We start from the raw sequence: 26,404 nt of genomic DNA on the forward strand, positions 1-26,404 counted from the left end.
GGATGAAAAGCTTTGAACAATCTGCGGCAATTTACAATGAAGCAGTAAACCTTATGCCTGGAGGGGTAAACTCACCAGTACGAGCATTTAAATCAGTTGGTATGACTCCAATCGTGATGGAATCAGGAAAAGGCTCTAAGATTTACGATGTCGATGGAAATGAATATATAGACTATGTACTTAGCTGGGGTCCTCTAATTCTAGGGCATGCTCATGACAATGTAGTGAACCAATTACAAGAAACGATTGTAAAAGGAACAAGTTTTGGTGCATCTACATTAATGGAAAATAAGCTGGCACAACTAGTTATTGAGAGGGTTCCTTCAATAGAAATGGTTCGTATGGTTAACTCTGGAACAGAAGCAACCATGAGTGCAATCCGTTTGGCGCGTGGATACACTGGAAGAGATATTATTTTAAAATTTGAGGGAAGTTATCACGGACATGGAGATTCACTATTAATTAAAGCCGGTTCGGGTGTTGCTACATTAGGGCTTCCTGATAGTCCGGGTGTACCTAGCTCGATTGCTAAGAATACAATTACTGTCCCATATAATGACATAGAAAGTGTTCAATTAGCCTTTGACAATTATGGTGACCAGATTGCTGCAGTTATAACCGAACCAGTCTGTGGCAATATGGGAGTTATTCCTCCTGAAAACAATTTTCTGCAAAAGCTGAGAAAGATAACGGAGGAAAATGGAACTCTGCTCATATTTGATGAGGTTATGACCGGATTCCGAGTTGGTTTCCATTCTGCACAAGGATACTTCGATGTAGATCCTGATATTACTTGCCTTGGTAAGGTAATAGGTGGCGGTCTTCCTGTTGGAGCCTTCGGAGGCAAGAGAGAGATAATGGAACAAATTGCACCGGCAGGTCCTATTTACCAAGCTGGTACATTATCTGGTAACCCACTAGCAATGACTGCAGGCTTTGCGACATTAAGTTCATTGACGAAGGAGTCTTATGAACAAATTAACCAAAAAATTGATAAGTTAGCAGAAGGATACTTAGAAGCAGCTAAATCATATGATATCCCCTTGACGGTAAATCGAGCGGGTTCCATGTTTGGTGTATTCTTTACAAATGAAAAGGTTACTAACTTCGAAACAGCGAAGACATCCAATCTGGATTACTTTTCACAATATTACCGCAATATGATTGAAGAAGGAATTTTCCTTCCACCTTCTCAATTTGAGGGAGTCTTCTTGTCAACGGAACACTCTGATGAAGATATTGATAAAACAATACAAGCAGTGAATGTAGCGTTTTCTAAGATTAATAAATAAAGCAATAAAGAGGGGGACCTCAAGAAGTAATCATTTACTTTTTGAAGTCTCCTTCTTTTTTATTCATTGTCATGAGGATTATAAATCTCCGTAGCTGATAGAAAATGCTGAATAATTTAATTCAAAATAGTGGGTAGCACCGCTACGGAAATACACTACGCTTTCCGCGGGCGCTGTTGAGCCTCCTCGAGACTAACGTCTCTGCGGGGTCTCAACTAGGCTTTTCATCCCGCAGGAGTCTTCGTGTATTTCCTCCGCTGAATTATGCTTTTTATTATTTTAACATTGGATAGCACCTCCAAATTACATGAAGTGATTGTAGCGGAGGGCAGTCGACTCCTGCGGGAAAAGCAACAGCCGAAGACCCCGTAGGAAGCGTAAAGGAACAAAGGCTAAGAACGCCACGTCCTGTGGCAACGCCTTTATGACCAACATCCTGTTGGCCCGAGGCTGAGGCGTTGCCCGCGGAAAGCGTACTGCCCGCAGCGGAAATCCCCAGCGCATATTTCCAGTGTGCTTCCGATAAATTAAACTAGTTAGTAGTTTATCTGAAATGTATTAAAAAAAGGATATCTCGGTAGCAACTAGACTTCATCATTCTATTTACCATTAGTATCCTCCAAATGCTCTTTTATGCATAAGGATTATCCTGGGCTCATATAGATAATTAAGGAATAGTAAGTAAGGGCTATGTTTAGAAGGGAGGCAGACAATTGTCTGAAGAAAAATCAGTATTTAGCTTCGAGTTAAATGAATCTCTTTATTTTGACAAAGGTCAAGAGGTAGCTGAAATGCGAGGAATATCCCTAGAACCAGAAATTACAATTCAACCCTATAATGATTATATATCTATAAGAGGTGTAATTGAATTACAAGGTCAATATGAAGCTTTAGAAGGAATGGAAGAAGAGACAATTACAGATTTCGAAGCATTTGAAGCGAAAAGATATATGGAAAAAGTGGAAGTAAATGAAGAAGGATTTGTTACTTTCTCACATCGTTTTCCTGTGGAAATTTCTGTTCCTACGTATCGTGTATCAGATTTAAACGCAGTTACAGTAAGCGTAGAATCTTTTGATTACGAATTACCTGAAGAAGGGCAATTAAAATTATATTCAACGATTAGTATCTATGGAATTGACCAGGATGTAAAAGAGCCACGGTTGCAAGACGTGGAGGAGAACACCGTAGAAGAAATAGTGGACACTGAAGAAGAAATAGAAGAGAGGGAAGAGGAAATTGCGGAAGAAACACATGCAGAAGAGTTTAGAAAAGAAGATTCTTTTGAGTTTGAATTAAAGTTTCCGCAAGAGGGTAGTTCACATGAAGAAGATATACACTCTTTATCTACTACTCCAAGTCTTTCTCCTGAGGCAGAAACAACGCAAGAAGATGACAATGAGGAAGAAGATGAAACAGGACGTTGGCTATTTAAAACGAAATCCCAATCTTTACAGGAATTCTTTGGTCACACACAAGAAGTGGAAGAAAATGAGACAGAAGATAATAATGATTACGAAATGGATGATGAATTAGAAGAAGATGATGAGGTAGATGAGGAAGAGAGAAGCCCGCAGGATGTTTCCTATTTAGCTGATATTTTTAGAAACAGTGAACAGGAAGGATTCACAAAAATGAGGCTATGTATCGTACAAAAAGAGGATACATTAGAGTCCATTGCAGAACGCTTCCAGGTTAGTGCTTTATCTTTAATTAAACAAAATAAACTAGAAGATGATTTCGACGTAACGGAAGGACAACTGCTTTATATCCCTCAAAAGACTTCTTAATATAATTTTGTGATAAGGCTGGGACATAACTAAACTGCTTAACAATAAAAGTGGAACAATGCGCCAATTTAGCGAGGTATATTTCCTCTGCGATTATCTTCTGCTGTTAAGTTCAATCTTTCTTTTAAGCAAACACTTTTGTCCCAGCCTCATCCATAATTCGATAGGTGGTGGAATGTATGGAAAAGAGGCTGAATAGAGTATTGCAGGCATATCCTATAGAACCAACAAGCATTCATCAAATTACTGATAACCTTTTCCAAATTATCGTTCACCAGCATTCTTTCGCACTGAAAAAGAGTAAGCTTGATCAGAGTACAGTATCATACTGGGAGTATACCTACCGTACGGCATATAATAATCAACTTCAGTCTATTATCCCTGTCTATCAGACGAAACAGAATCAACTTTATTATCAGGAAGGGGAAGACATTTATTATTTATGTCCTTGGGTCGAAGAAGAAAGGACATCTATAGATGAAGGCTCCATCCGTGCTTTATACCAAGCCATAGCAACCATCCATGAAAAGACCAAACGTTCTCAAAATATGGCAGGGAAAGAGTGGAGTAATGATTTCAAGGTCTACTTAAGTTATTGTGAGGATTTAGAGCAGCAATTACGTTCTACAATTATTCTTTATGAAAAGCGACATTATATGTCTCCTTTTGAATTATTGGTATGTACACAATTTAGAGATGTAGAATATGCCTTAAGAGAAATAAGAAAGCGTTTGGACCAATTCACGAAAGAAGATGAAAAAAGAGAAACATGGAATGTTTCTCTCTGTCATCGAAACCTGTCAACTGAGCATTTGAGGGGATCTTATATTATCAATTGGGAAAATGCAGGTTATGAAAATGCAATTATTGATTTGGTTTCCTTTTTCCGTCATGAGGTTCGTTTATTCGATGCGCCGAAAAATTCCTTTTTAGAGAATTTCTCCTATTATAATAATCTACATCCCTTGACTCTTGCGGAAGTTCAATTGCTTGCTGTTTATCTATTGAATCCCATTCCATATTTCGAACTCATTAATGAGTACAGAAGCAAAGAACCAAGAACAGAAATCTCCTTTATCAAAGAACTTCAAAAGGCGTATAGGGTAATCCTGTTTGGAATAGAATGGTCTCAATATGTTGAAAGGGAATATGAGATCGTTAAGTTTGATGAGCCAGAAGAAGGATTAGATTAAATCCATTCGATATAAAAAGCAATGAGTAGTCCAACCAGAAGACCTAATAATATTAAATCGAACGCAGTTGGAAATAAAATAGTACGTATGAGCTGGAATAGTAAAATGGGTAGTGTAACCTTCTCCAATACAAAAATACATTTTCTTGCCCATGGCGGCAGCTTATATCTGTAATACTTTGACATTGATTTCACCTCATTTGGTTTACACATTTTAAATTTACTATGATATAATATGTATACATAGACTGAACTTGTGCAAAATGGTTTAATAGTAGTTGACGATGCTTCTTGTTAGCATTAAAATATGATTTATAAACAATGAATTGGTAAATGCGAAGAAAGGGAAGAGTACAAAATAAAGCCTTTAGAGAGGGAAGTCTTGAGCTGAAAACTTCCTAGGTAAATTTATTTTGGAAGGTCGCCCTCGATGCAGCTTCTTTGAAAAGCTAGTAGGAGAAGCCGGTGACAAGCCGTTATTTGAAGAAGTGTGCAAATCACAAAATTTGATTTGTAAACAAAGGTGGTACCACGGAAATCAACCCTTTTCGTCCTTTTTAAGGATGAAAAGGGTTTTTTATATTTTTTCTCAATAAAATGAAAGCTAAATCTTCTTTTTAGCTGTAATTGTTTTAAAATTAGGAGGTAATAAATAATGAATGAGCAGGAGTACACATCGCTTCCACCGAAGTATAATCCACAGGAAGTAGAAAAAGGACGATATCAATTTTGGTTAGAGGGAAAATTTTTCGAAGCAACAGGAGATCCCAATAAAGAACCGTATTCTATTGTTATTCCACCCCCAAATGTTACTGGGAAGCTGCACCTCGGTCATGCGTGGGACACAACGATGCAGGATACCATTTCAAGAATGAAGCGGATGCAGGGCTATGATGTGTTATGGCTTCCAGGTATGGACCATGCAGGGATTGCCACACAAGCAAAGGTAGAAGCAAAACTGAAAGAACAAGGAACCAATCGGTACGAATTAGGCCGTGAGAAGTTTCTCGAAAAATCATGGGAATGGAAGGAAGAATATGCATCCTTTATCCGTTCACAGTGGGAAAAGCTCGGATTAGGACTTGATTATTCCCGTGAACGATTTACGTTAGATCAAGGATTAGCAGATGCTGTAAAAGAAGTATTTATCCGTTTATATGAGAATGGGCTCATCTATCGGGGAGAATACATTATTAACTGGGATCCACAGACTAAAACCGCTTTATCTGATATTGAAGTAATTTATAAGGAAGTACAAGGTAAGTTTTATCACTTGAGGTACCCTATTAAAAATAGTGATGAAACCATTGAAATTGCGACAACGCGTCCAGAAACGATGCTTGGAGATACAGCGGTTGCCGTTCATCCAAAAGACGAACGTTATCAACATTTAATAGGCAAAACACTTGTATTGCCGATTGTAGGTCGCGAAATTCCAATTGTAGCAGATGATTATGTGGATAGGGAATTCGGTTCTGGTGCGGTGAAAATAACACCAGCACATGACCCAAACGACTTTGAAGTTGGCAATCGTCATGATTTACCAAGAGTTCTCGTAATGCATGAAGATGGAACGATGAACGAGAATGCTGGTAAATATGAAGGAATGGACCGTTTTGAATGTAGGAAGCAAATCGTAAAAGACTTAGAAGAAATCGGAGTTCTTTTTGAGATAGAAGAGCACACGCATCAGGTAGGTCACTCTGAGCGAAGTGGTGCAGTTGTAGAGCCATATCTTTCTACACAATGGTTTGTAAAAATGCAGCCATTAGCTGATGCAGCATTAGAATTACAAAATGGTGACAAGAAAGTTAACTTTGTCCCAGAGCGTTTTGAAAACACCTATAACAATTGGATGGAGAACATTCGTGACTGGTGTATTTCCCGTCAATTATGGTGGGGACATCGTATTCCAGCGTGGTACCATAAGGAAACTGGTGAAATATATGTTGGCAAAGAAGCGCCAAGTGATATTGAAAACTGGGAGCAAGATGAAGACGTATTAGATACATGGTTCTCTTCCGCGTTATGGCCATTTTCAACGATGGGCTGGCCTGATACTGAGTCAGAAGATTTTAAACGCTACTTCCCTACCAATGTATTGGTAACAGGATATGATATTATCTTCTTCTGGGTTGCAAGAATGATTTTCCAATCAAAAGAGTTTACTGGAGAGCGGCCATTTAAAGATGTACTCATCCACGGGTTGATTCGTGACGAACAAGGCAGAAAGATGAGTAAATCGCTTGGGAATGGAGTAGACCCGATGGATGTAATCGACAAATATGGTGCTGATTCTTTGCGTTACTTCCTACTAACTGGTTCTACTCCAGGACAGGATCTTCGTTTCTATTGGGAAAAAGTAGAGTCAACGTGGAACTTTGCTAATAAAATCTGGAATGCTTCCCGTTTCTGTCTAATGAATATGAAAGATTTTACGTACGATGATATTGATTTAACAGGGGAGCTCTCCTTAGCAGATAAATGGATTCTTACTCGTCTAAATGAGACCATCCAACAGGTAACGAAGAATAATGAGAAATATGAATTCGGTGAAGCCGGTCGTCATCTTTACAATTTTATTTGGGATGAATTATGTGATTGGTATATCGAAATGGCGAAGCTTCCATTATATGGTGATGATGAAGCGAAGAAGAAGACGACCCAATCTGTTTTAGCTTATGTATTGGATCAAACGATGCGATTATTGCATCCATTTATGCCATTCATAACAGAGGAAATTTGGCAAAAGCTTCCACATCAAGGTAAATCAATTACGGTTGCGAACTGGCCTGAGGTGAAGAGAGAATTTCATGATGAAGCGGCGTCAGAGCAGATGAAACGACTCGTTTCGATTATTAAAGCGGTACGTAATATCCGTGCCGAGGTAGATACACCAATGTCAAAACAAATTAAGATGATACTAAAAGCAGAAAATGCGACAATAGTATCGGAACTGGAAAAAGATCGCAGCTACCTTGAACGCTTCTGTAATCCAAGTGAATTAATGATTTCTACAGAGGCAAATGCTCCAGAAAAAGCGATGTCTGCGGTGGTAACTGGTGTAGAGATTTATTTGCCACTTGAGGGATTAATCGATTTTGATAAAGAGATTGGCCGTCTGGAAAAAGAGCTTGAAAAATGGACAAAAGAGGTAGAACGTGTTCAGAAGAAGCTTAGCAATCAAGGTTTTGTAGCGAAGGCACCGGAAGCGGTGGTAGAGGCAGAGAAACAAAAGCAAGCCGATTATTTAGATAAACAAGCCAAAGTAAAGGCAAGATTAGATGAATTAAGAGGGTAAGAAATAGGAACGGAATCCTAAAGAAGAGGATTCCGTTCCTTTCTGTTTATATCAAGGCTACTAATCAAATCATGCATTAACCCTCCCAATAGAATAATGAATTTATATTAATAATCGATAGTAGCAAAACGAAACACGGCATTAATAATTTGTAGAAAGACCACGATGTCCTAAAGTGTTTTCCAATTACAGAAGGTGTACTTTGACGCAGGTTAATTGGCAGTTAGCTCCTTAAAGAGAAGAATTCTAGAAAAATACAAGTATAGTAAGTGAGGGATGCATAGGACTTCCACTGAGTGAATTTTCACCTTATCTATGTCGATGGCATCGAAAAAGAGAATGTTATGTTGAACGATTTTGAAAAAGAGTGACAGTATTCGTCTTACTTTTTAATTCCTCTATGCTAGAGTTACTTTAATGACTCTAGCGTTCGGAGGGGTATGAAATGGACAAGGGAAAGAAAATCATAATAAAACAAAATGGAAAAGTTACAAATTTCATAGAAAAAAAAGGAAAAAATACACCACCGTCAAATCAGGAGTATGCAGCAACCCTTCATGAGTCAATCGATGAATCCCATAGTACCTATGAAAGAAAAACGGATTTAGCAAGCGTTAAGTCATCTAAAGATCGACCAGAAGGTAAAAAAGTGAAGCCAGTTTTTATTACGATTTCCTCTGCAGTTCTCATTGGCGTTTTTCTAAGCATTCTAATGTTTCAAATCTTTGTTAAAGTAGAAAACGGCTTTATTAGCCAGCCTGGAGTTTTACAAGGAAATGAGGCACATGTAAACAAGCAGGAAGAAACCCCAAAAGGACCATCTTCCACTTATTCGGCTGAACCACTTAAAGTCCATATTTTACAAGCGGGTGTTTTCTCTGAATCAGATAATGCTGAAACTTGGGCAGCTGGTTTAAAAGAAGCACATTTACCCAACGTTATATGGCGAAGAGATAATCAATTCTATCTCATGCTAGGATTAGCTCCTACCAAAGAAGCTGCAAATGCAGTGATGAATCAAATAAATACCGGGGAATATGATATATTTGTAAAAGAATGGACAACAAATACATTACAACTTGGTTTAACGGAAAGTGAACAAGAATGGCTTCAGCTGTTTCGGACTTCGTGGGAAAGTTCAGTACAGTCCATTGCAGAAAGTAACAATGCAGATTTGGCAAGCTTTGATTCATTAAAAGAAAAACAAATTGAGAGTGAAACATTGTCTCCTTTAATAGAAATTGTGAATTCTCTAGAAGTGACTAACGAGACTCAAGCACAGCAAGTCTTATTAGATTTAATGTATGAATACGAACAACTGGAAAAAAGGGGAAATGAATGATCTCCCTTTTTCTAATTTTTTAACATATTACCTAGTTGGAAAGCTAGATTATCCCTAATAATAAAGCGTGTTTTCAATAGAGAAATCTATCTGAAAACACGCTTTTACAGATTTGTCTGAATAGAATGGCTAGGCTAAGATAACGGTAACTTACAGAAAGGGTGATATAGTATGGCATCAGTCACGATGAAAGATGTTCCCAAGGAGGATAGGCCCCGAGAAAGACTATTAAATGCGGGGTCAAGTCATCTGTCCAATCAAGAAATATTAGCTATTCTTTTAGGAAGTGGAACGAAAGAAGAATCAGTAATGGAACTCTCAAATCGCATATTGATGCATTTCGAAGGGCTTCATTTGTTAAGAGACGCAACAATTGAAGAATTAGTTGCAATAAAAGGAATTGGGATTGCAAAAGGGGTCTTAATATTATCGGCCATAGAATTTGGGAAGCGTATGAACCAGTATCGGCCCAATGAAAGATATATTATTCGATCGCCGGATGATGGTGCAGATTATATTATGGAAGAGATGCGAACATTAAAGCAGGAGCATTTTATAGTATTGTTCTTAAATACAAAAAATCAAGTCATTCATCGCCAGACTATTTTTATTGGGAGTTTAAATGCCTCCATTGTCCATCCTCGAGAAGTTTTTCGTGAAGCAGTCAAACGATCTGCTGCCTCTATAATTGTAGCTCATAATCATCCGTCTGGTGATCCATCCCCTTCACAAGAAGATATTCACGTTACAAGGCGTTTATTAGAATCAGGTAAGCTGATTGGTATTGAATTATTAGACCACCTCATTATTGGCGATAGAAAATTTGTCTCATTAAAGGAAAAAGGTTATTTATAACTATCTATTTTAGAATTTTTTTCGTATAATTATATAGGATACTATAAGCGCCATCTTTCATTTTGAATATGGCGCTTATTTAAGATTTTTACATAATGTATTTTGACGGTTAACAAACTTCCAGCTGGAATGGCAAGTATAAGTTTAAAAATCAAATTCTCAGGCCTGCATTAATGGCATAATTATAAATAGGAAAATAGGTAAGAAATAATGTGCAATGTGCATTGTTTCAACTTTTATTATCTAATGTTTGGACTGTCATATGAATCGATAAAGATTGCAACAGTCTAAAAGAATCGATATAGTAAAGTAATGAATTGTAAGTTGGAGAGGGAGATTCATTTGGGAATATTTAATTTATCTCAAGACTTGGGAATAGATTTAGGAACGGCCAATACCTTAGTCTTTGTAAAAGGAAAGGATATTGTTGTGAGAGAACCTTCGGTGGTTGCTAGAAATGCACAAACTGGGGAAGTGGAAGCGGTAGGCAGTGCTGCCAAGAATATGATTGGAAGAACGCCTGGGAATATTTCTGTGATAAGACCAATGAAGGATGGAGTAATCGCTGACTATGATACGACTTCTGTGATGATGAAGTACTATATAGAAAAGGCAATGAAAAAACGATCATTGTTCGCAAAAAAACCAAATGTAATGGTATGTGTTCCATCAGGTATAACCATGGTCGAAGAAAGAGCCGTTATAGATGCGACAAAACAAGCAGGGGCAAAAGAAGCCTATCCAATTGCAGAGCCTTTTGCAGCAGCTATTGGTGCAGGTCTTCCGGTTTGGGAGCCGACAGGCAGCATGATTGTTGATATAGGTGGCGGTACAACAGAAGTGGCAGTCATTTCTTTAGGTGGGGTAGTAACAAGTCAATCTATCCGTACTGCGGGAGATAATATGGATGAAGCAATTATCAACCATATTCGTAAACAATACAGTTTAATGATCGGTGAGAGAACAGCTGAGTCAATAAAAATGGATATTGGTTCAGCTGGTAAATTAGATGAAGATATTGAAATGGATATCCGTGGTCGTGACTTACTGACTGGTTTACCTAAAACGATTACTATTAAAAATACTGAAATTGCTGAATCTCTGAGGGACAACGTTGAAGCAATTGTAGATGCAGTGAAATTTACTTTAGAAAAAACTCCACCGGAGCTTGCTGCTGATATCATGGATAGAGGTATTGTATTGTCTGGGGGCGGTGCATTACTAAAAAATTTAGATAAAGTGATTAGTGATGAAACAAAGATGCCAGTATTTGTGACGGAAGAACCTTTAGACAGTGTCGCTAAAGGAACTGGTAAATCATTAGAATATATGAAACATTTCCGTTCCCATCCCAATGTTTCTTCACGTCCTTCCATTTATTAAGAGGGTGTAAGTATGTCTTTTTTTCGAAATAAACGATTATTAGTATTTTTAATTGGATTTATTGTTGTTGTCGTATTAATAGGCTATTCCCTAGGGGAGAGAGATAAATTATCTACGGCAGAACAGTTAGTTAATGATACAGTTGGATGGGTGCAGTCTGTTATCAATATGCCAGTAGGCTTTGTAACTAATATTTATACAAACATGAATGAGTTTTTGAACATTTATGAAGAAAATCAAATATTAAAAGAGCAACTTGCTGGATACAAAGGGCTTATTTACGAAGTACAAGAATTAAGAGATGAGAATCAAACATTAAGGGATAACTTAGAATTGACGAATTCTATGCGTGATTATGAACCAATTCAAGCAAATGTTATTTCTCGTTCTCCTGAATTATGGTTAGAGGAAGTTACGATTGATACTGGAACACAGGATGGTGTTCAGAAAAATATGGTAGTTGTAACTGGTGAAGGAATGATTGGGAAAATAAAAACAGCTAATCAATTTACCTCGAAAGTACAATTACTTACCGGCTTTGATCAGTTTAACCGGATTTCAGCTATGATTTCCAAAGAAGAGGGACATGATATCTTTGGAATGATAGAAGGATTCGATAAAGAGTCTAATTCGCTTATGTTCCGTATCATAGAAGAATCAGAAGAAGATATAGGAGAAGGTGAATTAGTTGTTTCCTCGGGTATGGGGGGCGTATTTCCTGCTGGGCTAATTATTGGAACGGTAAAAGAAGTGGTTCCAGACCAATATGGTTTGACAAGAACTGCCTTAGTGGAACCAGCGGCAGATGTGTATGATATTAATCAGGTTATGGTTTTAGATCGTTCACTCGATGTGGTGGATGAAGATGCTGAAGAGGAAGAGGTGAAAGAGGAATGAACAGGCTATATATCCCTTTATTCCTCTTTCTTATCCTAGTATTAGAAGGAGTAGCAACATTCTTTTTGCCTGCTGATCTCATTATGGGTGAATTATTAATCGTCCCTCATTGGCTGCTCGCAGGATTAGTGTTTGTAGTATTGTACTACGATAGTGAGAATACATATTTTGCATTAATGTATGCTGTCATTTTTGGTTTGCTTTTTGATATGATTTATACAAGTATATTGGGTGTATATATGTTTTCCTATGCCACAGTTATTTATATCATTCATCTTCTAAAAAAAATGTTACATATTAACTTTTTTAGCATGATTTTATTCCATATTATCGGAATTGGAGCTGGAGATTTACTGATCTACTTTGTTTATAATATAACTGACTTAGTAGATATGGCATGGAATGATTATTTACTTGACCGATTATTACCTACTATAGGTTTAAATCTTATTTTTGTTCTAGTTATCTATCCATTTTTAAAGAAGCAACTTGTGAAATGGAGAACGACAGAGCAGTGGAAATAACTGGTTTTATAAAACTAATATTTTAGCGCCCATTCATAAATGTTTTTGGCTGCTTTAGTGAGTTAATGAGGTGAACATATATTGCGTGAAAAGAAACAGTTAATAACCATCAAGGGTACAAGAGAAGGGATAACGCTTTTTATTGATGAATATTGTTCATTTATAGAGGCGATGAAGGAACTTCATAATAAAATAATTGCAAGTAAACCGAAAGATGATGAACCCATTGTATCCGTTAAAGTAAAACTAGGGAACCGCTACTTAACAGAAGACCAAGAGAAACATTTAAGGAAAATTATAAATGAAAAAAATCGATTTACCATTATTTCAATAGAATCAGACGTTATTCTTAAAGAAGACGCTTTGAAATGGAAAGAAGAAAGTAAAATAAACGCTGTTAATCAAATTGTTCGTTCTGGACAAGTTCTTACTGTAAAAGGAGATCTACTTCTGATCGGGGATGTCAATCCCGGTGGCAAAGTTGTCTCGGCAGGAAATATTTATATTATGGGAAATCTATATGGAATTGCTCATGCTGGTGTGGATGGAGATAGAAACGCCTTCATTGTTGCTTCCTATATGAAGCCGACTCAATTGAGAATTGCTGATTATTTAAGTCGAGCTCCAGACTATGAATCTGATGGTGTGTATATGGAATGTGGTCTTATTGATGAAGACGAGGACAAAATCATAATTGATAGATTGCAAGTTCTTTCACATAAACGTAAAGGATTAAGCAGGTTCGAAAGGAGAGTACAAAATGGGTGAGGCGATTGTAATTACCTCTGGTAAAGGTGGAGTTGGTAAAACTACTACTTCCGCAAATATTGGAACAGCTCTGGCATTAATGGATAAAAAGGTATGTTTAATAGACACAGATATTGGTTTAAGAAATCTAGATGTTATTATGGGATTAGAAAATCGAATTATTTATGATATTGTGGATGTTATTCAAGGACGTTGTAAATTGAAACAAGCATTAATTAAAGATAAACGATTTGATTTCTTATCCTTGCTTCCTGCTGCACAGACTAGCGACAAAACTGCTGTTACAACTGAAGGTATGAGAAGCATCATTGCTGAATTAAAGCAAGAATATGATTACATTGTTATTGATTGTCCGGCGGGGATAGAACAAGGATTCCAAAATGCTATTGCCGGTGCTGATCGTGCGATAGTTGTAACCACACCTGAAAAATCGAGTGTGAGAGATGCTGATAGAATCATAGGCTTGCTAGAGAAAGAAGAAATGATAGAATCACCGCGATTAATTATTAATCGAATCCGTAATCATATGGTTAAAACAGGGGATATGATCGATATTGATGATATAGTTCAGTTGCTATCAATAGATTTAATCGGTATTGTAATAGATGACGATGAAGTCATTAAAGCTTCTAATAAGGGAGAGCCAATTGCCTTAAACCCAAATTCAAAAGCTTCTATTGCCTATCGTAATATTGCAAGGAGAATTCTGGGAGAGACCGTACCATTACAATCTCTAGAAGATGAGAAAGGTGTATTTCAAAGAGTTAAAAAATTCTTTGGTATACGGAGCTAACCAATACTATTATATAGAAGACGGAATGAAGAAACTTTCATTTCGTCTTTATTTTGCAGGTTGACTACAAGAATTGTAAGTGGGGGACTAACAGAAAGTCAAACGCCCAATTCTTTCAAGGGCCGGATGGCTCTCCTTTCCTTACTGGCAAATAAAGTAAAACTTCACCTAGTGGAGGTTATGTTCATCCCTCACTGAGGGTTAGCACCACAAAAAGTGTCAGCGTTTTTCATGTCTAATTTATGACATATGTTCCATTTATTCACATATACTTGTACAAATGCTGGAGAAGGATAGTGAGAATAAATGGACAAAGGGGTCAAGAAAGTTAGAAAATCAATTGAACACCGTAAGAGAATGAGAAGACTTCCAACAGAAAATCAAGGGCGGAAATTGTATCCTTCCGTTCCCCAAGAGGAAGAGAAACATGGCTATTACCCGTATTTTCCAGAGTCTGATATGGAGAAGGCAAAAACAGGCAGATTGTCTGGATTCGTGTTGAAAGGAATTATATCCTTAATCTTGTTCTTTAGTGTAGCTATTATTCACCAATCAGATCATGCAGTTTTTCAAACTCCAAAAGAATGGACGAGCGATGTTTTATCAGACGAATTTCCGTTTGCAAAAGTCAATGGCTGGTATAGAGATACGTTTGGGAATCCTTTAGCCTTCACTCCGGAAAATCCACCATCTGCCGATACGGAGACAATGGCATTACCTGTTAATGGGAATATTACAGAATCATTTCAAACGAATGGTACCGGTATAATGATTAATCCAGGGGAAACTACGGGAGTATCTGCTATTCGGGAAGGAGTCGTTGTTTTTGCTGGAAAAGATCAGGAGACGAACAAAACAGTAGTAGTGCAACATGAAGATGGTTCTACATCTAGTTATGGGTTTCTAAATGACATTGAGGTATACCTATATCAATATGTGTCAAACAATCAGATAGTAGGAGAATTTGTTCCAAGTGAGAATAATGAAACGGTCTTCTTTTCCATTGAAAAGGATGAGGAGTATATAGATCCTGTACAGGTGATACAAGTCGATGACCAACCGTAACCGATTCCCAAAAGTAAATGTGCATCCAATTCTGCTAATCTTCATCATTATTTCTATTCTCACGGGAACCTTTATGGAATTAAGTATTATAATCCTAATCGTATTTATTCATGAACTTGGTCACTATTTAATGGCTTATCTTCTAAAATGGAGAATAAGGAGTATTATGCTGTGGGTTTTTGGCGGGGTTATGGAAACAGATGAACATGGAAATCGATCTATTCGCGAAGAATTCCTAGTAACCATCTCCGGTCCATTTCAACATCTCATTATCTATCTTTTTCTTTTTTGCTTTAAATACTTCCACGTTATTCCTGATAGTATCATATCGGTTGCTCTGTATTATAATACACTCATCCTATGTTTTAATTTGTTACCAATATGGCCATTGGATGGGGGGAAGCTATTGTACTTACTATCGTCAAAATTTATACCTTATAAGAAGGCATACTATTCTATAATCCTTTTTTCGATAGTAACTGCCTCGTTATTTCTATTTATCCAATTTATCTTCTTTCCTTTTACATTGAGTGCATTTTTAATTATGATTTTTTTATTGTTTGAGAATAAGAATGAATGGAAGCAACGTTATTATGCATTTATTCGATTTTTATTAAATAGGTATGAAGGAAATCATTATGTTTGTAAAATCAACCCCATTCAAGTGGGAAGTGGAAGTACGATGATGGAGCTGTTTTCCATGTTTAAAAGAGACCAGAAACATCCTATCTATATTATTTATCCTAAAGAAAAACGAAAAGTTGTTGATGAAATGGATTGCTTGCATGTGTACTTTAGCGATAACCGCCATAACGAAACAATTGGGGAGCGTTTTAATTAAAGAATAGTTACTAGTTCTCCTTGACAAAAACCATATAAAAGTGGTAACATCGTTATGTTGTCAGCACCAGTGCTACAACCGCACAGAACAGGTGATAAAAAAAGCGACAGCTTACCTGTATGGCGAGTCTTAGTTATATGAGGAGGTGCAAGTATGTACGCAATTATTGAAACAGGTGGTAAACAAATTAAAGTTCAAGAAGGTCAAGAAATTTTTGTAGAAAAAGTTTCTGCTGACGAAAATGAAACGGTAACTTTCGATAAAGTTCTTTTCGTAGGTGGCGAAGATGTTAAAGTTGGAGCTCCTTTCGTTGAAGGTGCTACTGTAACGGCTAAAGTTGAAAAACATGGCCGTCAAAAGAAAATTACTGTTATCAAATTCAAAGCAAAGAAAAACTACCATCGTAAACAAGGTCATCGTCAACCTTATACAAAATTAGTTATCGAAAAAATTAACGCGTAAGGATATAGCATATGATTACTGTGACGGTTTATAGAGAAGATAATCGAATAACAGCATTTAAATTGTCTGGACATGCTGAAAGTGGTCCATACGGCTATGATTTAGTCTGTGCGGGTGTATCTGCTGTATCGATCGGTACTGTAAATGCAGTCACGGAATTGTGTCATGTTCCTTTAGAGATAGAGCAAGGCGCTGAAGGTGGTTACTTATATGTAAGCATTCCAAGCGATACTGATTCAGAAATAATGAATCAAGTTCAGCTCTTATTTGAGGGAATGCTTGTTTCGCTTAAATCGATAGAACTAGAATATGGGAAATTTATTAAAATAAATACCAAATAGGAGGTGCACAGCTCATGCTACGTCTTGATTTGCAATTTTTCGCATCCAAAAAGGGTGTTGGTAGTTCAAAGAACGGTCGTGATTCTGAATCCAAACGCCTAGGCGCTAAACGTGCAGACGGTCAGTTTGTAACTGGTGGATCCATTTTATACCGCCAACGTGGTACAAAAATCTACCCAGGTGAGAACGTAGGCCGTGGTGGAGACGACACACTTTTCGCTAAAACTGACGGTATTGTTAAGTTTGAACGTTATGGTCGTGACCGCAAAAAAGTTAGTGTTTACCCTGTTGCACAGGAAGCTTAATCTCGTATAACAAAAAACTCCAGCCAATTCGTTGGTTGGAGTTTTTTTGTAGTCTAGGAAATTATAAAATGAACGACTTTTGGATAATTCTTATCATAAGAAAGGCCACGTCCGGCTCCAGCGCCCAGCAACTATCAAACTTCACACTCCTCCACTACGATAAGTCAACATCGACTCCCTACGGTCATCGTGTTTCCTTTATCTCATTGCGGAGCGTTCCAGTTTGTACGTTGCTAAACGGGCGCTTGCGCCTTTGTTCTTATGCATTAGTAAGATCATAAAGTAGTATATCAATGATCTTAAGTTATTAGCACAAGAACGAGATTGTATTCAGTTCTTCTAATATAATGCACTTTGGTTTTATTTCTGCTATACTTTCATATTAATGGGGGTAGGGATAATGGAGAAGTCTGAGGTAATTCGCTTGTTGCAGCAATACAGACATGATTTAATGAATAGAATGCAGCTTGTGCATGGTTATTTAACAATGAAAAAGTATGAAAAAGTTGATGAGAAAATAGAGGATTTATTTCAATACTTTCAAGAAGAGCGTAAACTAATGAATACAAAAGCCCCGAGCTTTATTTTGTGGATGATGTATTTTCCGTTGCGTTACAAACAATTTCAACTAGAATACCATGTAGATACTGATCACGATTTATCAGAAATGGATGAATCCATTGTGAGCGAATGTACATACTTAATGGATAATCTTTTAACAATATGTAATAAAGATAATTTATATGAGATGAAAATAGATGTAATAGAAGAAGAGCAAAAAATAGAATTTAACTTTCTGGTTAATGGGCAATTTAATCGTAAAATAGAGAATAATAAACAGACGAAGAATAGTAATCCAAATTTCTTATTACAAGAAGATGGATTAATTTATCGTTTTATGCTTCCAAGGAATGGATGAGGTGATTAATAAATGTTTGTAGATCAGGTACGCGTATATGTTAAAGGTGGAGACGGTGGTAATGGTCTAGTTGCTTACCGAAGAGAAAAATACGTACCTTTAGGTGGACCAGCAGGTGGAGATGGTGGCGACGGAGCTGATGTGGTATTTGAGGTAGACGAGGGTTTAAATACATTAATGGATTTTCGTTATCAGCGACATTTTAAAGGGAAACGTGGAGAGAATGGTTTGAGTAAAAACCAGCATGGTAAAAATGCGGATCCTTTAATTATCCCTGTACCACCAGGTACAACGGTAATAGATGAAGATACTGATGAAACGATTGCAGATTTAACAGAACATGGGCAAAAAGCAGTTATTGCAAAAGGTGGACGTGGTGGACGCGGAAATTCACGTTTCGCAACTCCTAGAAATCCTGCTCCTGATTTTGCAGAGAACGGAGAGCCAGGGCAAGAACGCAATATTAAGGTCGAATTAAAGGTGATTGCAGATGTTGGTTTAGTTGGATTCCCAAGTGTAGGAAAATCCACTTTTCTATCCGTAGTCAGTGCTGCTAAACCAAAAATTGCAGATTACCACTTTACAACATTAGCTCCTAATTTAGGTGTTGTAGAGACAGAGGATCATCGGAGTTTTGTTTTAGCTGACCTACCGGGCTTAATAGAAGGAGCACATGAAGGTGTAGGCTTGGGACATCAATTTTTACGCCATGTAGAACGTACGAGATTAATTGTCCATGTGATTGATATGGCAAGTATTGAAGGTAGAGATCCGTATGAGGATTTTGTAAAGATTAATGAAGAGTTAAAAGAATATGATGCAAAATTATTAACTAGACCACAGATTATTGCTGCAAATAAAATGGATATGCCTGATGCCAAAGAGAATTTAGCTATCTTTAAAGAGAAACTTGCTGATGATATTCCTATTTATGAAATATCTGCATTTACACGGACAGGCTTAAGAGACATTCTATTTGCAATAGCCGATGAACTGGAGAGGATTCCAAAATTGGCACCAGAGATAGAAGAAACGGAAAAAGAGGTAGTATATCGTTTTCAGAAGGAAGAGAAAGCCTTTATCATTTCACGTGATGATGATGGAGCATTTGTACTATCTGGCAATAAAATAGAAAAACTATTTAAGATGACAGATCTTTCCAGAGATGAAGCTGTACAGAGATTTTCCAGACAGTTAAGAACGATGGGTGTAGATGCAGCATTAAGAGAACGTGGTGCGAAAGACGGAGATACTGTACGCTTATTAGATTTTGAATTTGAATTTATAGAATAGATGATTATGGAATGAACTAAGGGGGAAGTATTGTTGACAACGATAGGTTACTTAGGACCAAAAGGCACTTTCACAAAGTTGGCAGTTGATACTGCTTTTAATGGAGAAGAGAAAATCAGCTTTAATACTATTCCAGAGTGTATCGATGCTGTATATAATGATGTAATTGATATTGGAGTTGTTCCGTTAGAGAATGCAATTGAAGGCACTGTACAGTTAACTGTAGATTATCTTGTACATCAAGTAAGATTGCCTGTAAAAGCAGAAATTGTCGTACCCATACAACAACATTTGCTAGTCCATCCTGAGTTTACAGGGGATTTATCAGAAATTAAAGAGGTGCATTCACATAGCCATGCAATTGCACAGTGTCATCAATTTCTTCATGAATATTTACCAAACGCTAAGCTATCTTATAGTACATCTACTGGGAAAGCAGCTGAATATGTTTCAGAAAACAAAGAACTTCCAATTGCCGCAATAGGAAATAGGCTTGCTGCAAAGGAATATGGTTTAATCATGCTAAAAGAAAACATTCATGATTATCCTAATAATCATACTAGATTTATCGTACTTACAAAGAATAAGGAATTAAATATTAAACATACTTTGCAAGGAGAAAAAACCACGTTATTAATAACGTTACCAAACGATGAGTCGGGAGCATTACATCAAATTTTATCTGCATTTGCTTGGAGAAAAATGAACTTGTCTAAAATTGAATCTCGTCCAACAAAGACAGGATTAGGTAATTATTTCTTTATTATTGATGTAGAACAGCCGTATGACAGTGTGCTCTTTCCTGGCGTAAAAGCGGAATTAGAAGCGCTTGGATGTAGTGTTACAATCCTTGGTACCTATCCAGTATTTCATATGAGTTTATAAAAACAAATATAGTGAAGCTTCACTTAGTGCGTATTTTTTTCATCCACCACTGAGTCTTAGCACCACTAGGGTATGAGTATGGTGAACAAATTGGGCGTTAGACGGGAATCACTCCCCCACTTTCAAATCTTATATTCTACTCGAATTCTTTTCGTAATGGGTTTTACAGCTAGTTAATAAACCAGCCGTTCATTTTTTATATAAAGATGAGCGGTTTTTTTATGGCCAAATTAGAAGTTTTCAGTAACTGGTCAACTTTTATAAAAGGAATGCATATGTTGATATAGTAATTAGCCCAGAGTAGTTAAAATGAAAGGAGTATGGTTCTCTTGAAAATACACATTGTTCAAAAGGGAGATACATTATGGGAGCTATCGAAGAAGTATGGGGTTGATTTTGAAGAGTTGAAGCATGTAAACTCTCATTTAGCCAGTCCTGATATGATTATGCCTGGTATGAAAATAAGAATACCTAGCTCTACTAAGACAGTGAAGAAAGAAATGGCAACAGCACCAACTAATGTGAAGAAAGAAATGGCAGTAGCACCAACTAATGTTAAGAAAGAAGTTCAAACACCATATAAGCATGTATCACCAAAACCAATGCCTGTAATCAAAGAAGATGATAAACATAAACCGAAAATGGTAAAGCCAGTAAAGCCGGTGTTGCCTCAGCAGCCACAAATGCCAGCACAGCCAATTATGCAAATGCCAATCATGCAGATGCCTATAATAGATCAGGATTTTGATTTACAGTTTAACTTTCCGCAAATGCCTCATTATCCCAAGCCTAAAAAAGAAGTTAAAAAAGAAGTTAAAAAGGAAGTAAAAGAAAAGCCAATTGAAAAACATGTACCAAAGCAAGTGCCAAAACATGTACCAAAGCAAGTGCCAAAACATGTTCCAAAGCAAGTGCCAAAACATGTATCAAATATACCAAAACATGTACCAAATATACCTAAGCATGTACCAAACGTCCCAAAAACCGCACCTGTTATGCAAACACCAATTCAACAGCCGATTTATCAGCCGATGGTTCCGCAAATGTATCCTTGTTGGGAAGTGATGCCTGTATGGCACGAACCTTGCTACGATCCTTGCGTTGAACCTTACTATGATCCTTGTATGGAACCTTACTTTGATCCTTGCCATTCAATCATGCCTTATCATCATATGATGATGCCTTATATGCCAATGTCTGTGGCACCTATGTATCAAGCAGAAGATGATTGCGGTTGCGGATCTAAGAGTGGTCAAATAAGTCCTTATCACATGCATGCAAATCCGATGTATGGAATGCAGGCTGATCCAATGATGCAACAACCGCCAATGCAGACATATTCTCCAGAGCAACATGGACAATTCGTAAATCCAACCCCACCAATGTATCCGCAATTCTCACAATTCCAGAGACAAGATAATGAAGAGGATAGTGACAATGAAGAATAGACCAGCAAGAGACGTTAAATCTACGTCTCTTTTTTTATTTATCATAGATTACATCTTACTGTAGGCATTAATGGTCCAAAGCAGAAGGGTCTCAAGTTTTATTATTTTATGAAAGGGTATTCTATTTTTAAGAAATGTTTTTCTTTTATCGCAGGTTAACTGGCTGTAAAACCCTAAAGAGAAGGATGCAAATATAGTAAGTGTGGAGAGATTCTTGTCTAAGGACCGATTAGTCTAAGGGCCTCTAGGTCATACCCTTACGGTGCTAAAACTCAGTGGGGGATAGATTTTAGCCCCACTGAGTGAAGTTTCACTTTATAAACATTTAATGATAATATTACAATATGTTAATTAACCTTACACAAAGGGAGAGAATCTGTTTATGGAAAAAGAAGTAAATGAAATAGTTCAATGGCTGCAGCAGCAATTAAAGGTAACAGGAGCTAAGGGGTTCGTTGTTGGGGTTAGCGGCGGTCTTGATTCTGCTGTAGTTGCTAACCTGATTAAACAAGCGGCTCCAGAAAACTCTCTTGGTGTTTTATTACCAATTCATTCGAGTGAAGATAGTTTGGAAGATGGCAAAAAAGTTATTGACGAATGTGGAATCGATTCATTGACGTTGGATTTATCAGAAACCCATCATGTCATGTATTCCCATATTAAAAATCAACTACAAGAAAAAAGTGAATTTAACGAGTCAAGTGATCAATTAGCGGGTGCTAATTTGCGGGCAAGACTTCGTATGAGTGCATTATATACACTTGCGACTAATTATAACTATCTTGTAGTAGGAACGGACAATGCTGCAGAATGGTATACAGGATATTTCACAAAATATGGAGACGGTGGCGTAGATATTTTACCACTTTGTGAATTCACAAAATCAGAAGTAAGGGAAATGGCTAGATTCCTTGATGTTCCTGAGTCAGTTATTACAAAAGCCCCAAGTGCGGATTTGTGGGAGAATCAAACAGATGAACAGGAAATGGGTACGACTTATGATACCATAGATGCATATCTTAAAGGAGAAGAAATCCCTGCGGAGGATAAAGAAATTATCGAATCTTTGCATAAACGTTCAGAACATAAGCGCTCAAGTTTGCCGCGTTTTAAACGATCCAGATAAAATGAAGCAAGATGTCAGTGGGATTTTCCGTTTCCACTGACATTTTGTATTAAAAGATATAACTTCCTCGAGCACGAACCAGGCTCTAGACACTCACTCCACTCCTCACACTATTCTTTGCTAACTCAATTTCTTCTCTTAAACTTTTCCCGGAAAGATATAGTCTTTATAGTGCCCGAGTATGTGTATACAAGCGACGTTAAGCCGGTGTACCAGCTACAGCGTTAAATATACCTTAATTAACCAGATTAAATACCCTCCCACTTGCGGATTTTATAATTAAGGAGGGTTATTATGTTAAAAATAATCGGTTTAAATCTTTTGATGTTATTTTCACTTGCAGGCTGTGGAGTTGGGCAGCATACAGAAGAAGATAATAAAGAAAATGATACATTACAAATTAAAAACCAAAATAATAGAGAAGAGACCGGTACACCTTATGGGTATAACCACACTTCCGACCGCGATGGAGGATTAAATTCTGCAAGTAATCAAGATAAATATTCGGATCCACATACGACCGATGAAAGTTTGCTTCTTACCGAAGAATTGAGAAAGCATAAGGATATTATTCAAGTCCAGGTTGCATCAACGCAAGAGAGAATAATTGTTGGCGTTATTCTAAGAGAAGCAAAGCATACGATTAGCAAAGAGGATATAGAAAAAGAAATTAAACAAATACTTCCTAACATTAATAAAGAAATTATTGTCTATACAGATGACGTGTCATGGGACTATTATAAAGATCAAAATGCAAGGCCGAAATCAAATGAGAATGGCAAAACAATGGAGGACTTTGGAGAGTAACAACTATTCATGAGCTATTTTGCGGGAATGGGTTATACTTTTCTATCTTCCTTTTTTTTGATATAGTTAGAAAGGATATTGTTGAGAGGAGTATCGTTATGGCTGGACATTCTAAATGGCATAACATTCAAAAGAGAAAAGGCGCTCAAGATGCGAAAAAGGGAAAAATCTTTATGCGCCATGCAAAACTTATATACACGGCTGCTAAACAAGGTGGAGGAGATATAACAACAAACGCCACACTCAGGACAGCTGTAGATAAAGCAAAGGCTGACAACATGCCAAATGATAATATAGATCGCGCAATTAAAAAGGCAACAGGCAACTTAGATGGTGCTAATTATGAGGAATTCTCTTATGAAGGATATGGTCCTGGTGGTGTAGCTGTCATCGTTAACGTATTAACAGATAATCGAAACCGTACAGCCTCCGACGTAAGGCATGCATTTAAGAAAAATGGTGGTAATCTAGGAGAAAACGGCAGTGTTTCGTTTATGTTTGATCGTAAAGGCTATATTTTAATCACCAATGAAGAAGGTAATATTGATGAGGACGAAATTACGCTAGAAGCACTTGAAGCAGGTGCAGATGATATAGTGACGCAAGACGGAGCCTATGAAATCTTTACTGCGCCTGAAAGCTTTCAGGAAGTCGTCTCTTATTTGACTGAAAAAGGCTTTGAGATTGAGGAAAGCGAAATCACATTATTCCCTCAGAATTATAATGCTGTATCGGAAGAAGACGCTGAAAAAATGGCGAATCTAATTGATACATTAGAAGATAATGAGGACGTTCAAGATATTCATCATAATTTAGAAGAAGCAAACTAATTAAGACATGATATGATTAGCATAGAACTTCTATTTCTTATTAGAAATAGAAGTTTATTCATTATCATAAATGGTGTTAGAATAGAATAGGAGCGGACAAAATGATTGCGTATATTAGAGGTGTTTTGTCATCGATTGAAGAGGGATCGATTATCATAGATGTCCACGGGGTAGGTTATGAGCTTCACTGTCCAAACCCGTTTGTCTTTCAATCATCTATTAACGAAGAAATCCAGATCCATACATATCATCATGTGCGAGAAGATGCACAAATCTTATACGGCTTTAAAAATAAAGATGAGAAATACCTTTTTACTAAGCTAATTTCTGTTTCTGGAATTGGACCTAAGGGTGCATTAGCGATCCTAGGGTCAGTAGATATTGATGGGTTTGTGAGTGCAATTGAAAGAGAAGATGATAAATTCCTGACTAGTTTTCCTGGTGTAGGTAAAAAGACCGCAAGACAGATCATATTGGATTTAAAAGGAAAATTAAACACTGTTCTTTCGCTTACCCCTAATGAAGGTATCTTCCAATTAGAAGAAGAGGAAGAAATGAGAATGGTGAATGAAGCGACTGAAGCACTTAAAGCACTGGGTTATTCTGATAAAGAAATTAAATCCATCTTACCTCAGTTAAATCAAGAGAAAAATAAGAGTGTCGATGAATTAATAAGAACAGCACTAGCGTTACTTATGAAAAAGTAGGGGGTTGATGAATTGGATGAACGTATGGTAACTGGAGAAATAAGAGAAGAAGATATCACAATAGAACATAGTTTACGTCCAACAACCTTAAATCAATATATCGGTCAACACAAAGTGAAAGAAAATTTAAGTGTGTTTATTCAAGCGGCTAAGATGCGCGAGGAGCCATTGGATCATGTTTTATTATATGGACCCCCAGGACTGGGTAAAACGACACTTGCTGCCATCATTGCTAATGAGATGGGTGTTCAGTTTCGCTCCACATCTGGTCCTGCCATTGAAAGAGCAGGAGACTTAGCAGCTATTCTTTCTTCATTAGAGCCGGGCGATGTTCTTTTTATAGATGAAGTCCATCGTTTGCCTAGAGCAGTGGAAGAGGTTCTATATTCAGCAATGGAAGACTTTTTTATTGATATTGTTATAGGAACAGGCCCCAGTGCACGATCCGTTCGAATAGATTTGCCGCCGTTTACCTTAGTTGGAGCAACAACCAGAGCTGGATTATTAACGGCACCTTTAAGAGATCGGTTTGGTGTATTAAGCAGACTGGAATTTTATGAAACACAGGATTTATGTTTGATTGTGGAACGAACAGCAGAAATTTTCCATACATCGATATCGAAAGAAGCAGCTATGGAGGTAGCACGCCGTTCAAGGGGAACACCACGGATTGCCAATCGGTTATTAAAAAGAATTCGTGATATATCTCAAGTGAAAGGCGAAGAGGAGATTAGTATCGGCTCAACTGATAAGGCACTAAGTATGCTGCAGGTCGATCATGTTGGCTTAGATCATACTGATCACAAGCTGATTAAAGGAATTATTGACAGCTTTAACGGAGGTCCAGTTGGATTGGAAACAATTGCAGCAACGATCGGGGAAGAAGCCCAAACTATTGAAGATGTTTATGAGCCTTACTTGTTACAGATTGGATTTATTCAACGTACTCCCCGTGGCAGAATTGTGACACAGAAAGCATATGCGCATTTTGGTCTGAAGGGGCATGAGGAATCGTGAATTTGGGAAAACTGTTTATTATATTAGGAATTGTTTTTCTCATTATTGGTTTGCTTTGGAGTTTTATCGGGAAATTACCTGGTGATTTACAATTTAAGGTAGGAAATATACAGATTCATTTTCCTCTTATGACTTCCATTGTGGTAAGCATTATATTGACAATAATCTTTACGATAATATCAAGGTTTAGATAGGATTAAAGGATAGTTAGGAGATTCATC

The 26,404-nt window shown here is 37.2% G+C and carries 27 protein-coding genes and 2 other annotated features; of the genes, 26 read left to right on the plus strand and 1 reads right to left on the minus strand.

What is annotated here, in order from left to right:
* Nucleotides 1-2 precede the first annotated feature (2 nt).
* The 3 genes from hemL (at nt 3) to D8M04_RS01370 (ending at nt 4,275) form a co-directional block, all read left to right on the plus strand.
* Nucleotides 3-1,292, plus strand: coding sequence for a glutamate-1-semialdehyde 2,1-aminomutase (gene hemL / locus D8M04_RS01360; RefSeq protein ID WP_121520653.1), 1,290 nt, complete (start codon nt 3-5; stop codon nt 1,290-1,292).
* 713 nt (nt 1,293-2,005) lie between these two features.
* Nucleotides 2,006-3,082 carry a stage VI sporulation protein D gene (spoVID, locus tag D8M04_RS01365; protein WP_121520655.1) on the plus strand — a complete coding sequence of 359 codons (1,077 nt, stop codon included), beginning with the start codon at nt 2,006-2,008 and terminating at the stop codon, nt 3,080-3,082.
* 179 nt (nt 3,083-3,261) lie between these two features.
* Entirely contained in the window at nt 3,262-4,275 is a 1,014-nt protein-coding gene (locus D8M04_RS01370; protein ID WP_121520657.1) for a protein kinase family protein, read from the plus strand.
* On the opposite strand, the gene D8M04_RS01375 is transcribed toward D8M04_RS01370, so the two are convergent.
* Complete coding sequence (locus tag D8M04_RS01375; RefSeq protein ID WP_121520659.1) at nt 4,272-4,460, minus strand: hypothetical protein; 189 nt, start codon at nt 4,458-4,460, stop codon at nt 4,272-4,274. The two genes, D8M04_RS01370 and D8M04_RS01375, sit on opposite strands and share 4 nt — an antisense overlap.
* A gap of 143 nt (nt 4,461-4,603) precedes the next feature.
* Nucleotides 4,604-4,833, plus strand: a binding site (T-box leader).
* 96 nt (nt 4,834-4,929) lie between these two features.
* On the opposite strand from D8M04_RS01375, the gene D8M04_RS01380 reads away from it, so the two are divergent.
* From D8M04_RS01380 to D8M04_RS01490, 23 genes are all read left to right on the plus strand, one after another.
* A complete protein-coding gene (locus D8M04_RS01380; protein ID WP_121520662.1) occupies nt 4,930-7,575 on the plus strand; it encodes a valine--tRNA ligase in 2,646 nt (881 codons plus the stop codon).
* Nucleotides 7,576-8,020: 445 nt separating this feature from the next.
* Entirely contained in the window at nt 8,021-8,917 is an 897-nt protein-coding gene (locus D8M04_RS01385; protein WP_121520664.1) for an SPOR domain-containing protein, read from the plus strand.
* 171 nt (nt 8,918-9,088) lie between these two features.
* The gene (gene radC, locus D8M04_RS01390) at nt 9,089-9,772 is read left to right on the plus strand and encodes a RadC family protein (RefSeq protein ID WP_121520667.1); all 684 of its coding nucleotides are present in this window, start codon (nt 9,089-9,091) and stop codon (nt 9,770-9,772) included.
* A gap of 342 nt (nt 9,773-10,114) precedes the next feature.
* Entirely contained in the window at nt 10,115-11,155 is a 1,041-nt protein-coding gene (locus D8M04_RS01395; protein ID WP_121520669.1) for a rod shape-determining protein, read from the plus strand.
* Between the two features lie 12 nt (nt 11,156-11,167).
* Nucleotides 11,168-12,052, plus strand: a complete 885-nt coding sequence (gene mreC / locus D8M04_RS01400) for a rod shape-determining protein MreC (protein WP_121520671.1) — start codon at nt 11,168-11,170, stop codon at nt 12,050-12,052.
* Nucleotides 12,049-12,576 carry a rod shape-determining protein MreD gene (gene mreD / locus D8M04_RS01405; RefSeq protein ID WP_121520673.1) on the plus strand — a complete coding sequence of 176 codons (528 nt, stop codon included), beginning with the start codon at nt 12,049-12,051 and terminating at the stop codon, nt 12,574-12,576. The genes mreC and mreD overlap by 4 nt, the downstream gene beginning before the upstream one ends.
* Before the next feature lie 81 nt (nt 12,577-12,657).
* Nucleotides 12,658-13,344 (plus strand): septum site-determining protein MinC, encoded by a 687-nt coding sequence (minC, locus tag D8M04_RS01410; RefSeq protein ID WP_121520675.1) that lies wholly within the window; start codon nt 12,658-12,660, stop codon nt 13,342-13,344.
* Nucleotides 13,337-14,137: a septum site-determining protein MinD gene (gene minD, locus D8M04_RS01415; protein ID WP_121520677.1), complete on the plus strand. Its 801-nt coding sequence runs from the start codon at nt 13,337-13,339 to the stop codon at nt 14,135-14,137. The genes minC and minD overlap by 8 nt, the downstream gene beginning before the upstream one ends.
* Nucleotides 14,138-14,443: 306 nt before the next feature.
* Nucleotides 14,444-15,202: a M23 family metallopeptidase gene (locus tag D8M04_RS01420; RefSeq protein ID WP_121520679.1), complete on the plus strand. Its 759-nt coding sequence runs from the start codon at nt 14,444-14,446 to the stop codon at nt 15,200-15,202.
* Entirely contained in the window at nt 15,189-16,043 is an 855-nt protein-coding gene (locus D8M04_RS01425) for a site-2 protease family protein (RefSeq protein WP_121520681.1), read from the plus strand. Before D8M04_RS01420 ends, D8M04_RS01425 begins: the two co-directional genes overlap by 14 nt.
* A gap of 66 nt (nt 16,044-16,109) precedes the next feature.
* Nucleotides 16,110-16,183 (plus strand) — a sequence feature (ribosomal protein L21 leader region).
* A 13-nt stretch (nt 16,184-16,196) separates the two neighbouring features.
* A complete protein-coding gene (rplU, locus tag D8M04_RS01430; RefSeq protein WP_121520683.1) occupies nt 16,197-16,505 on the plus strand; it encodes a 50S ribosomal protein L21 in 309 nt (102 codons plus the stop codon).
* Between the two features lie 11 nt (nt 16,506-16,516).
* Nucleotides 16,517-16,846 (plus strand): ribosomal-processing cysteine protease Prp, encoded by a 330-nt coding sequence (locus D8M04_RS01435; RefSeq protein WP_121520685.1) that lies wholly within the window; start codon nt 16,517-16,519, stop codon nt 16,844-16,846.
* Nucleotides 16,847-16,860: 14 nt separating this feature from the next.
* Nucleotides 16,861-17,151, plus strand: a complete 291-nt coding sequence (gene rpmA / locus D8M04_RS01440) for a 50S ribosomal protein L27 (RefSeq protein WP_121520687.1) — start codon at nt 16,861-16,863, stop codon at nt 17,149-17,151.
* Nucleotides 17,152-17,551: 400 nt separating this feature from the next.
* On the plus strand, nt 17,552-18,070 hold the full coding sequence (locus D8M04_RS01445) for a Spo0B domain-containing protein (protein WP_158595073.1): 519 nt from the start codon (nt 17,552-17,554) through the stop codon (nt 18,068-18,070).
* A gap of 12 nt (nt 18,071-18,082) precedes the next feature.
* Nucleotides 18,083-19,363: a GTPase ObgE gene (gene obgE, locus D8M04_RS01450; protein ID WP_121520691.1), complete on the plus strand. Its 1,281-nt coding sequence runs from the start codon at nt 18,083-18,085 to the stop codon at nt 19,361-19,363.
* Between the two features lie 33 nt (nt 19,364-19,396).
* A complete protein-coding gene (gene pheA / locus D8M04_RS01455; protein ID WP_121520693.1) occupies nt 19,397-20,248 on the plus strand; it encodes a prephenate dehydratase in 852 nt (283 codons plus the stop codon).
* A 320-nt stretch (nt 20,249-20,568) separates the two neighbouring features.
* Complete coding sequence (gene safA, locus D8M04_RS01460; RefSeq protein ID WP_425463994.1) at nt 20,569-21,696, plus strand: SafA/ExsA family spore coat assembly protein; 1,128 nt, start codon at nt 20,569-20,571, stop codon at nt 21,694-21,696.
* A 382-nt stretch (nt 21,697-22,078) separates the two neighbouring features.
* Nucleotides 22,079-22,822: an NAD(+) synthase gene (gene nadE, locus D8M04_RS01465; RefSeq protein ID WP_121520697.1), complete on the plus strand. Its 744-nt coding sequence runs from the start codon at nt 22,079-22,081 to the stop codon at nt 22,820-22,822.
* A 294-nt stretch (nt 22,823-23,116) separates the two neighbouring features.
* Entirely contained in the window at nt 23,117-23,629 is a 513-nt protein-coding gene (locus tag D8M04_RS01470) for a YhcN/YlaJ family sporulation lipoprotein (protein ID WP_121520699.1), read from the plus strand.
* A gap of 98 nt (nt 23,630-23,727) precedes the next feature.
* The gene (locus tag D8M04_RS01475) at nt 23,728-24,459 is read left to right on the plus strand and encodes a YebC/PmpR family DNA-binding transcriptional regulator (protein WP_121520701.1); all 732 of its coding nucleotides are present in this window, start codon (nt 23,728-23,730) and stop codon (nt 24,457-24,459) included.
* Nucleotides 24,460-24,560: 101 nt separating this feature from the next.
* Nucleotides 24,561-25,166 carry a Holliday junction branch migration protein RuvA gene (gene ruvA / locus D8M04_RS01480; protein ID WP_121520703.1) on the plus strand — a complete coding sequence of 202 codons (606 nt, stop codon included), beginning with the start codon at nt 24,561-24,563 and terminating at the stop codon, nt 25,164-25,166.
* Between the two features lie 12 nt (nt 25,167-25,178).
* Nucleotides 25,179-26,183 carry a Holliday junction branch migration DNA helicase RuvB gene (gene ruvB, locus D8M04_RS01485; RefSeq protein WP_121520705.1) on the plus strand — a complete coding sequence of 335 codons (1,005 nt, stop codon included), beginning with the start codon at nt 25,179-25,181 and terminating at the stop codon, nt 26,181-26,183.
* Nucleotides 26,180-26,377 (plus strand): DUF2905 domain-containing protein, encoded by a 198-nt coding sequence (locus D8M04_RS01490; protein WP_342772608.1) that lies wholly within the window; start codon nt 26,180-26,182, stop codon nt 26,375-26,377. The genes ruvB and D8M04_RS01490 overlap by 4 nt, the downstream gene beginning before the upstream one ends.
* Nucleotides 26,378-26,404 lie beyond the last annotated feature (27 nt).

This window comes from Oceanobacillus piezotolerans (assembly GCF_003665065.1).
Taxonomy (GTDB): Bacteria; Bacillota; Bacilli; order Bacillales; family Amphibacillaceae; genus Oceanobacillus; species Oceanobacillus piezotolerans.

What these genes read in the sequence shown, in the direction of transcription:
- obgE (WP_121520691.1), top strand. Translation starts at nt 18,083, where the DNA reads ATGTTTGTAGATCAGGTACGCGTATATGTTAAAGGTGGAGACGGTGGT.
- D8M04_RS01420 (WP_121520679.1), top strand. Translation starts at nt 14,444, where the DNA reads ATGGACAAAGGGGTCAAGAAAGTTAGAAAATCAATTGAACACCGTAAG.
- radC (WP_121520667.1), top strand. Translation starts at nt 9,089, where the DNA reads ATGGCATCAGTCACGATGAAAGATGTTCCCAAGGAGGATAGGCCCCGA.
- rpmA (WP_121520687.1), top strand. Translation starts at nt 16,861, where the DNA reads ATGCTACGTCTTGATTTGCAATTTTTCGCATCCAAAAAGGGTGTTGGT.
- mreD (WP_121520673.1), top strand. Translation starts at nt 12,049, where the DNA reads ATGAACAGGCTATATATCCCTTTATTCCTCTTTCTTATCCTAGTATTA.
- mreC (WP_121520671.1), top strand. Translation starts at nt 11,168, where the DNA reads ATGTCTTTTTTTCGAAATAAACGATTATTAGTATTTTTAATTGGATTT.
- D8M04_RS01470 (WP_121520699.1), top strand. Translation starts at nt 23,117, where the DNA reads ATGTTAAAAATAATCGGTTTAAATCTTTTGATGTTATTTTCACTTGCA.
- D8M04_RS01435 (WP_121520685.1), top strand. Translation starts at nt 16,517, where the DNA reads ATGATTACTGTGACGGTTTATAGAGAAGATAATCGAATAACAGCATTT.
- D8M04_RS01380 (WP_121520662.1), top strand. Translation starts at nt 4,930, where the DNA reads ATGAATGAGCAGGAGTACACATCGCTTCCACCGAAGTATAATCCACAG.
- minD (WP_121520677.1), top strand. Translation starts at nt 13,337, where the DNA reads ATGGGTGAGGCGATTGTAATTACCTCTGGTAAAGGTGGAGTTGGTAAA.
- ruvA (WP_121520703.1), top strand. Translation starts at nt 24,561, where the DNA reads ATGATTGCGTATATTAGAGGTGTTTTGTCATCGATTGAAGAGGGATCG.
- D8M04_RS01475 (WP_121520701.1), top strand. Translation starts at nt 23,728, where the DNA reads ATGGCTGGACATTCTAAATGGCATAACATTCAAAAGAGAAAAGGCGCT.
- D8M04_RS01370 (WP_121520657.1), top strand. Translation starts at nt 3,262, where the DNA reads ATGGAAAAGAGGCTGAATAGAGTATTGCAGGCATATCCTATAGAACCA.
- safA (WP_425463994.1), top strand. Translation starts at nt 20,569, where the DNA reads ATGGTTCTCTTGAAAATACACATTGTTCAAAAGGGAGATACATTATGG.
- D8M04_RS01385 (WP_121520664.1), top strand. Translation starts at nt 8,021, where the DNA reads ATGGACAAGGGAAAGAAAATCATAATAAAACAAAATGGAAAAGTTACA.
- D8M04_RS01375 (WP_121520659.1), bottom strand. Translation starts at nt 4,460, where the DNA reads ATGTCAAAGTATTACAGATATAAGCTGCCGCCATGGGCAAGAAAATGT.
- D8M04_RS01445 (WP_158595073.1), top strand. Translation starts at nt 17,552, where the DNA reads ATGGAGAAGTCTGAGGTAATTCGCTTGTTGCAGCAATACAGACATGAT.
- rplU (WP_121520683.1), top strand. Translation starts at nt 16,197, where the DNA reads ATGTACGCAATTATTGAAACAGGTGGTAAACAAATTAAAGTTCAAGAA.
- nadE (WP_121520697.1), top strand. Translation starts at nt 22,079, where the DNA reads ATGGAAAAAGAAGTAAATGAAATAGTTCAATGGCTGCAGCAGCAATTA.
- D8M04_RS01425 (WP_121520681.1), top strand. Translation starts at nt 15,189, where the DNA reads ATGACCAACCGTAACCGATTCCCAAAAGTAAATGTGCATCCAATTCTG.
- hemL (WP_121520653.1), top strand. Translation starts at nt 3, where the DNA reads ATGAAAAGCTTTGAACAATCTGCGGCAATTTACAATGAAGCAGTAAAC.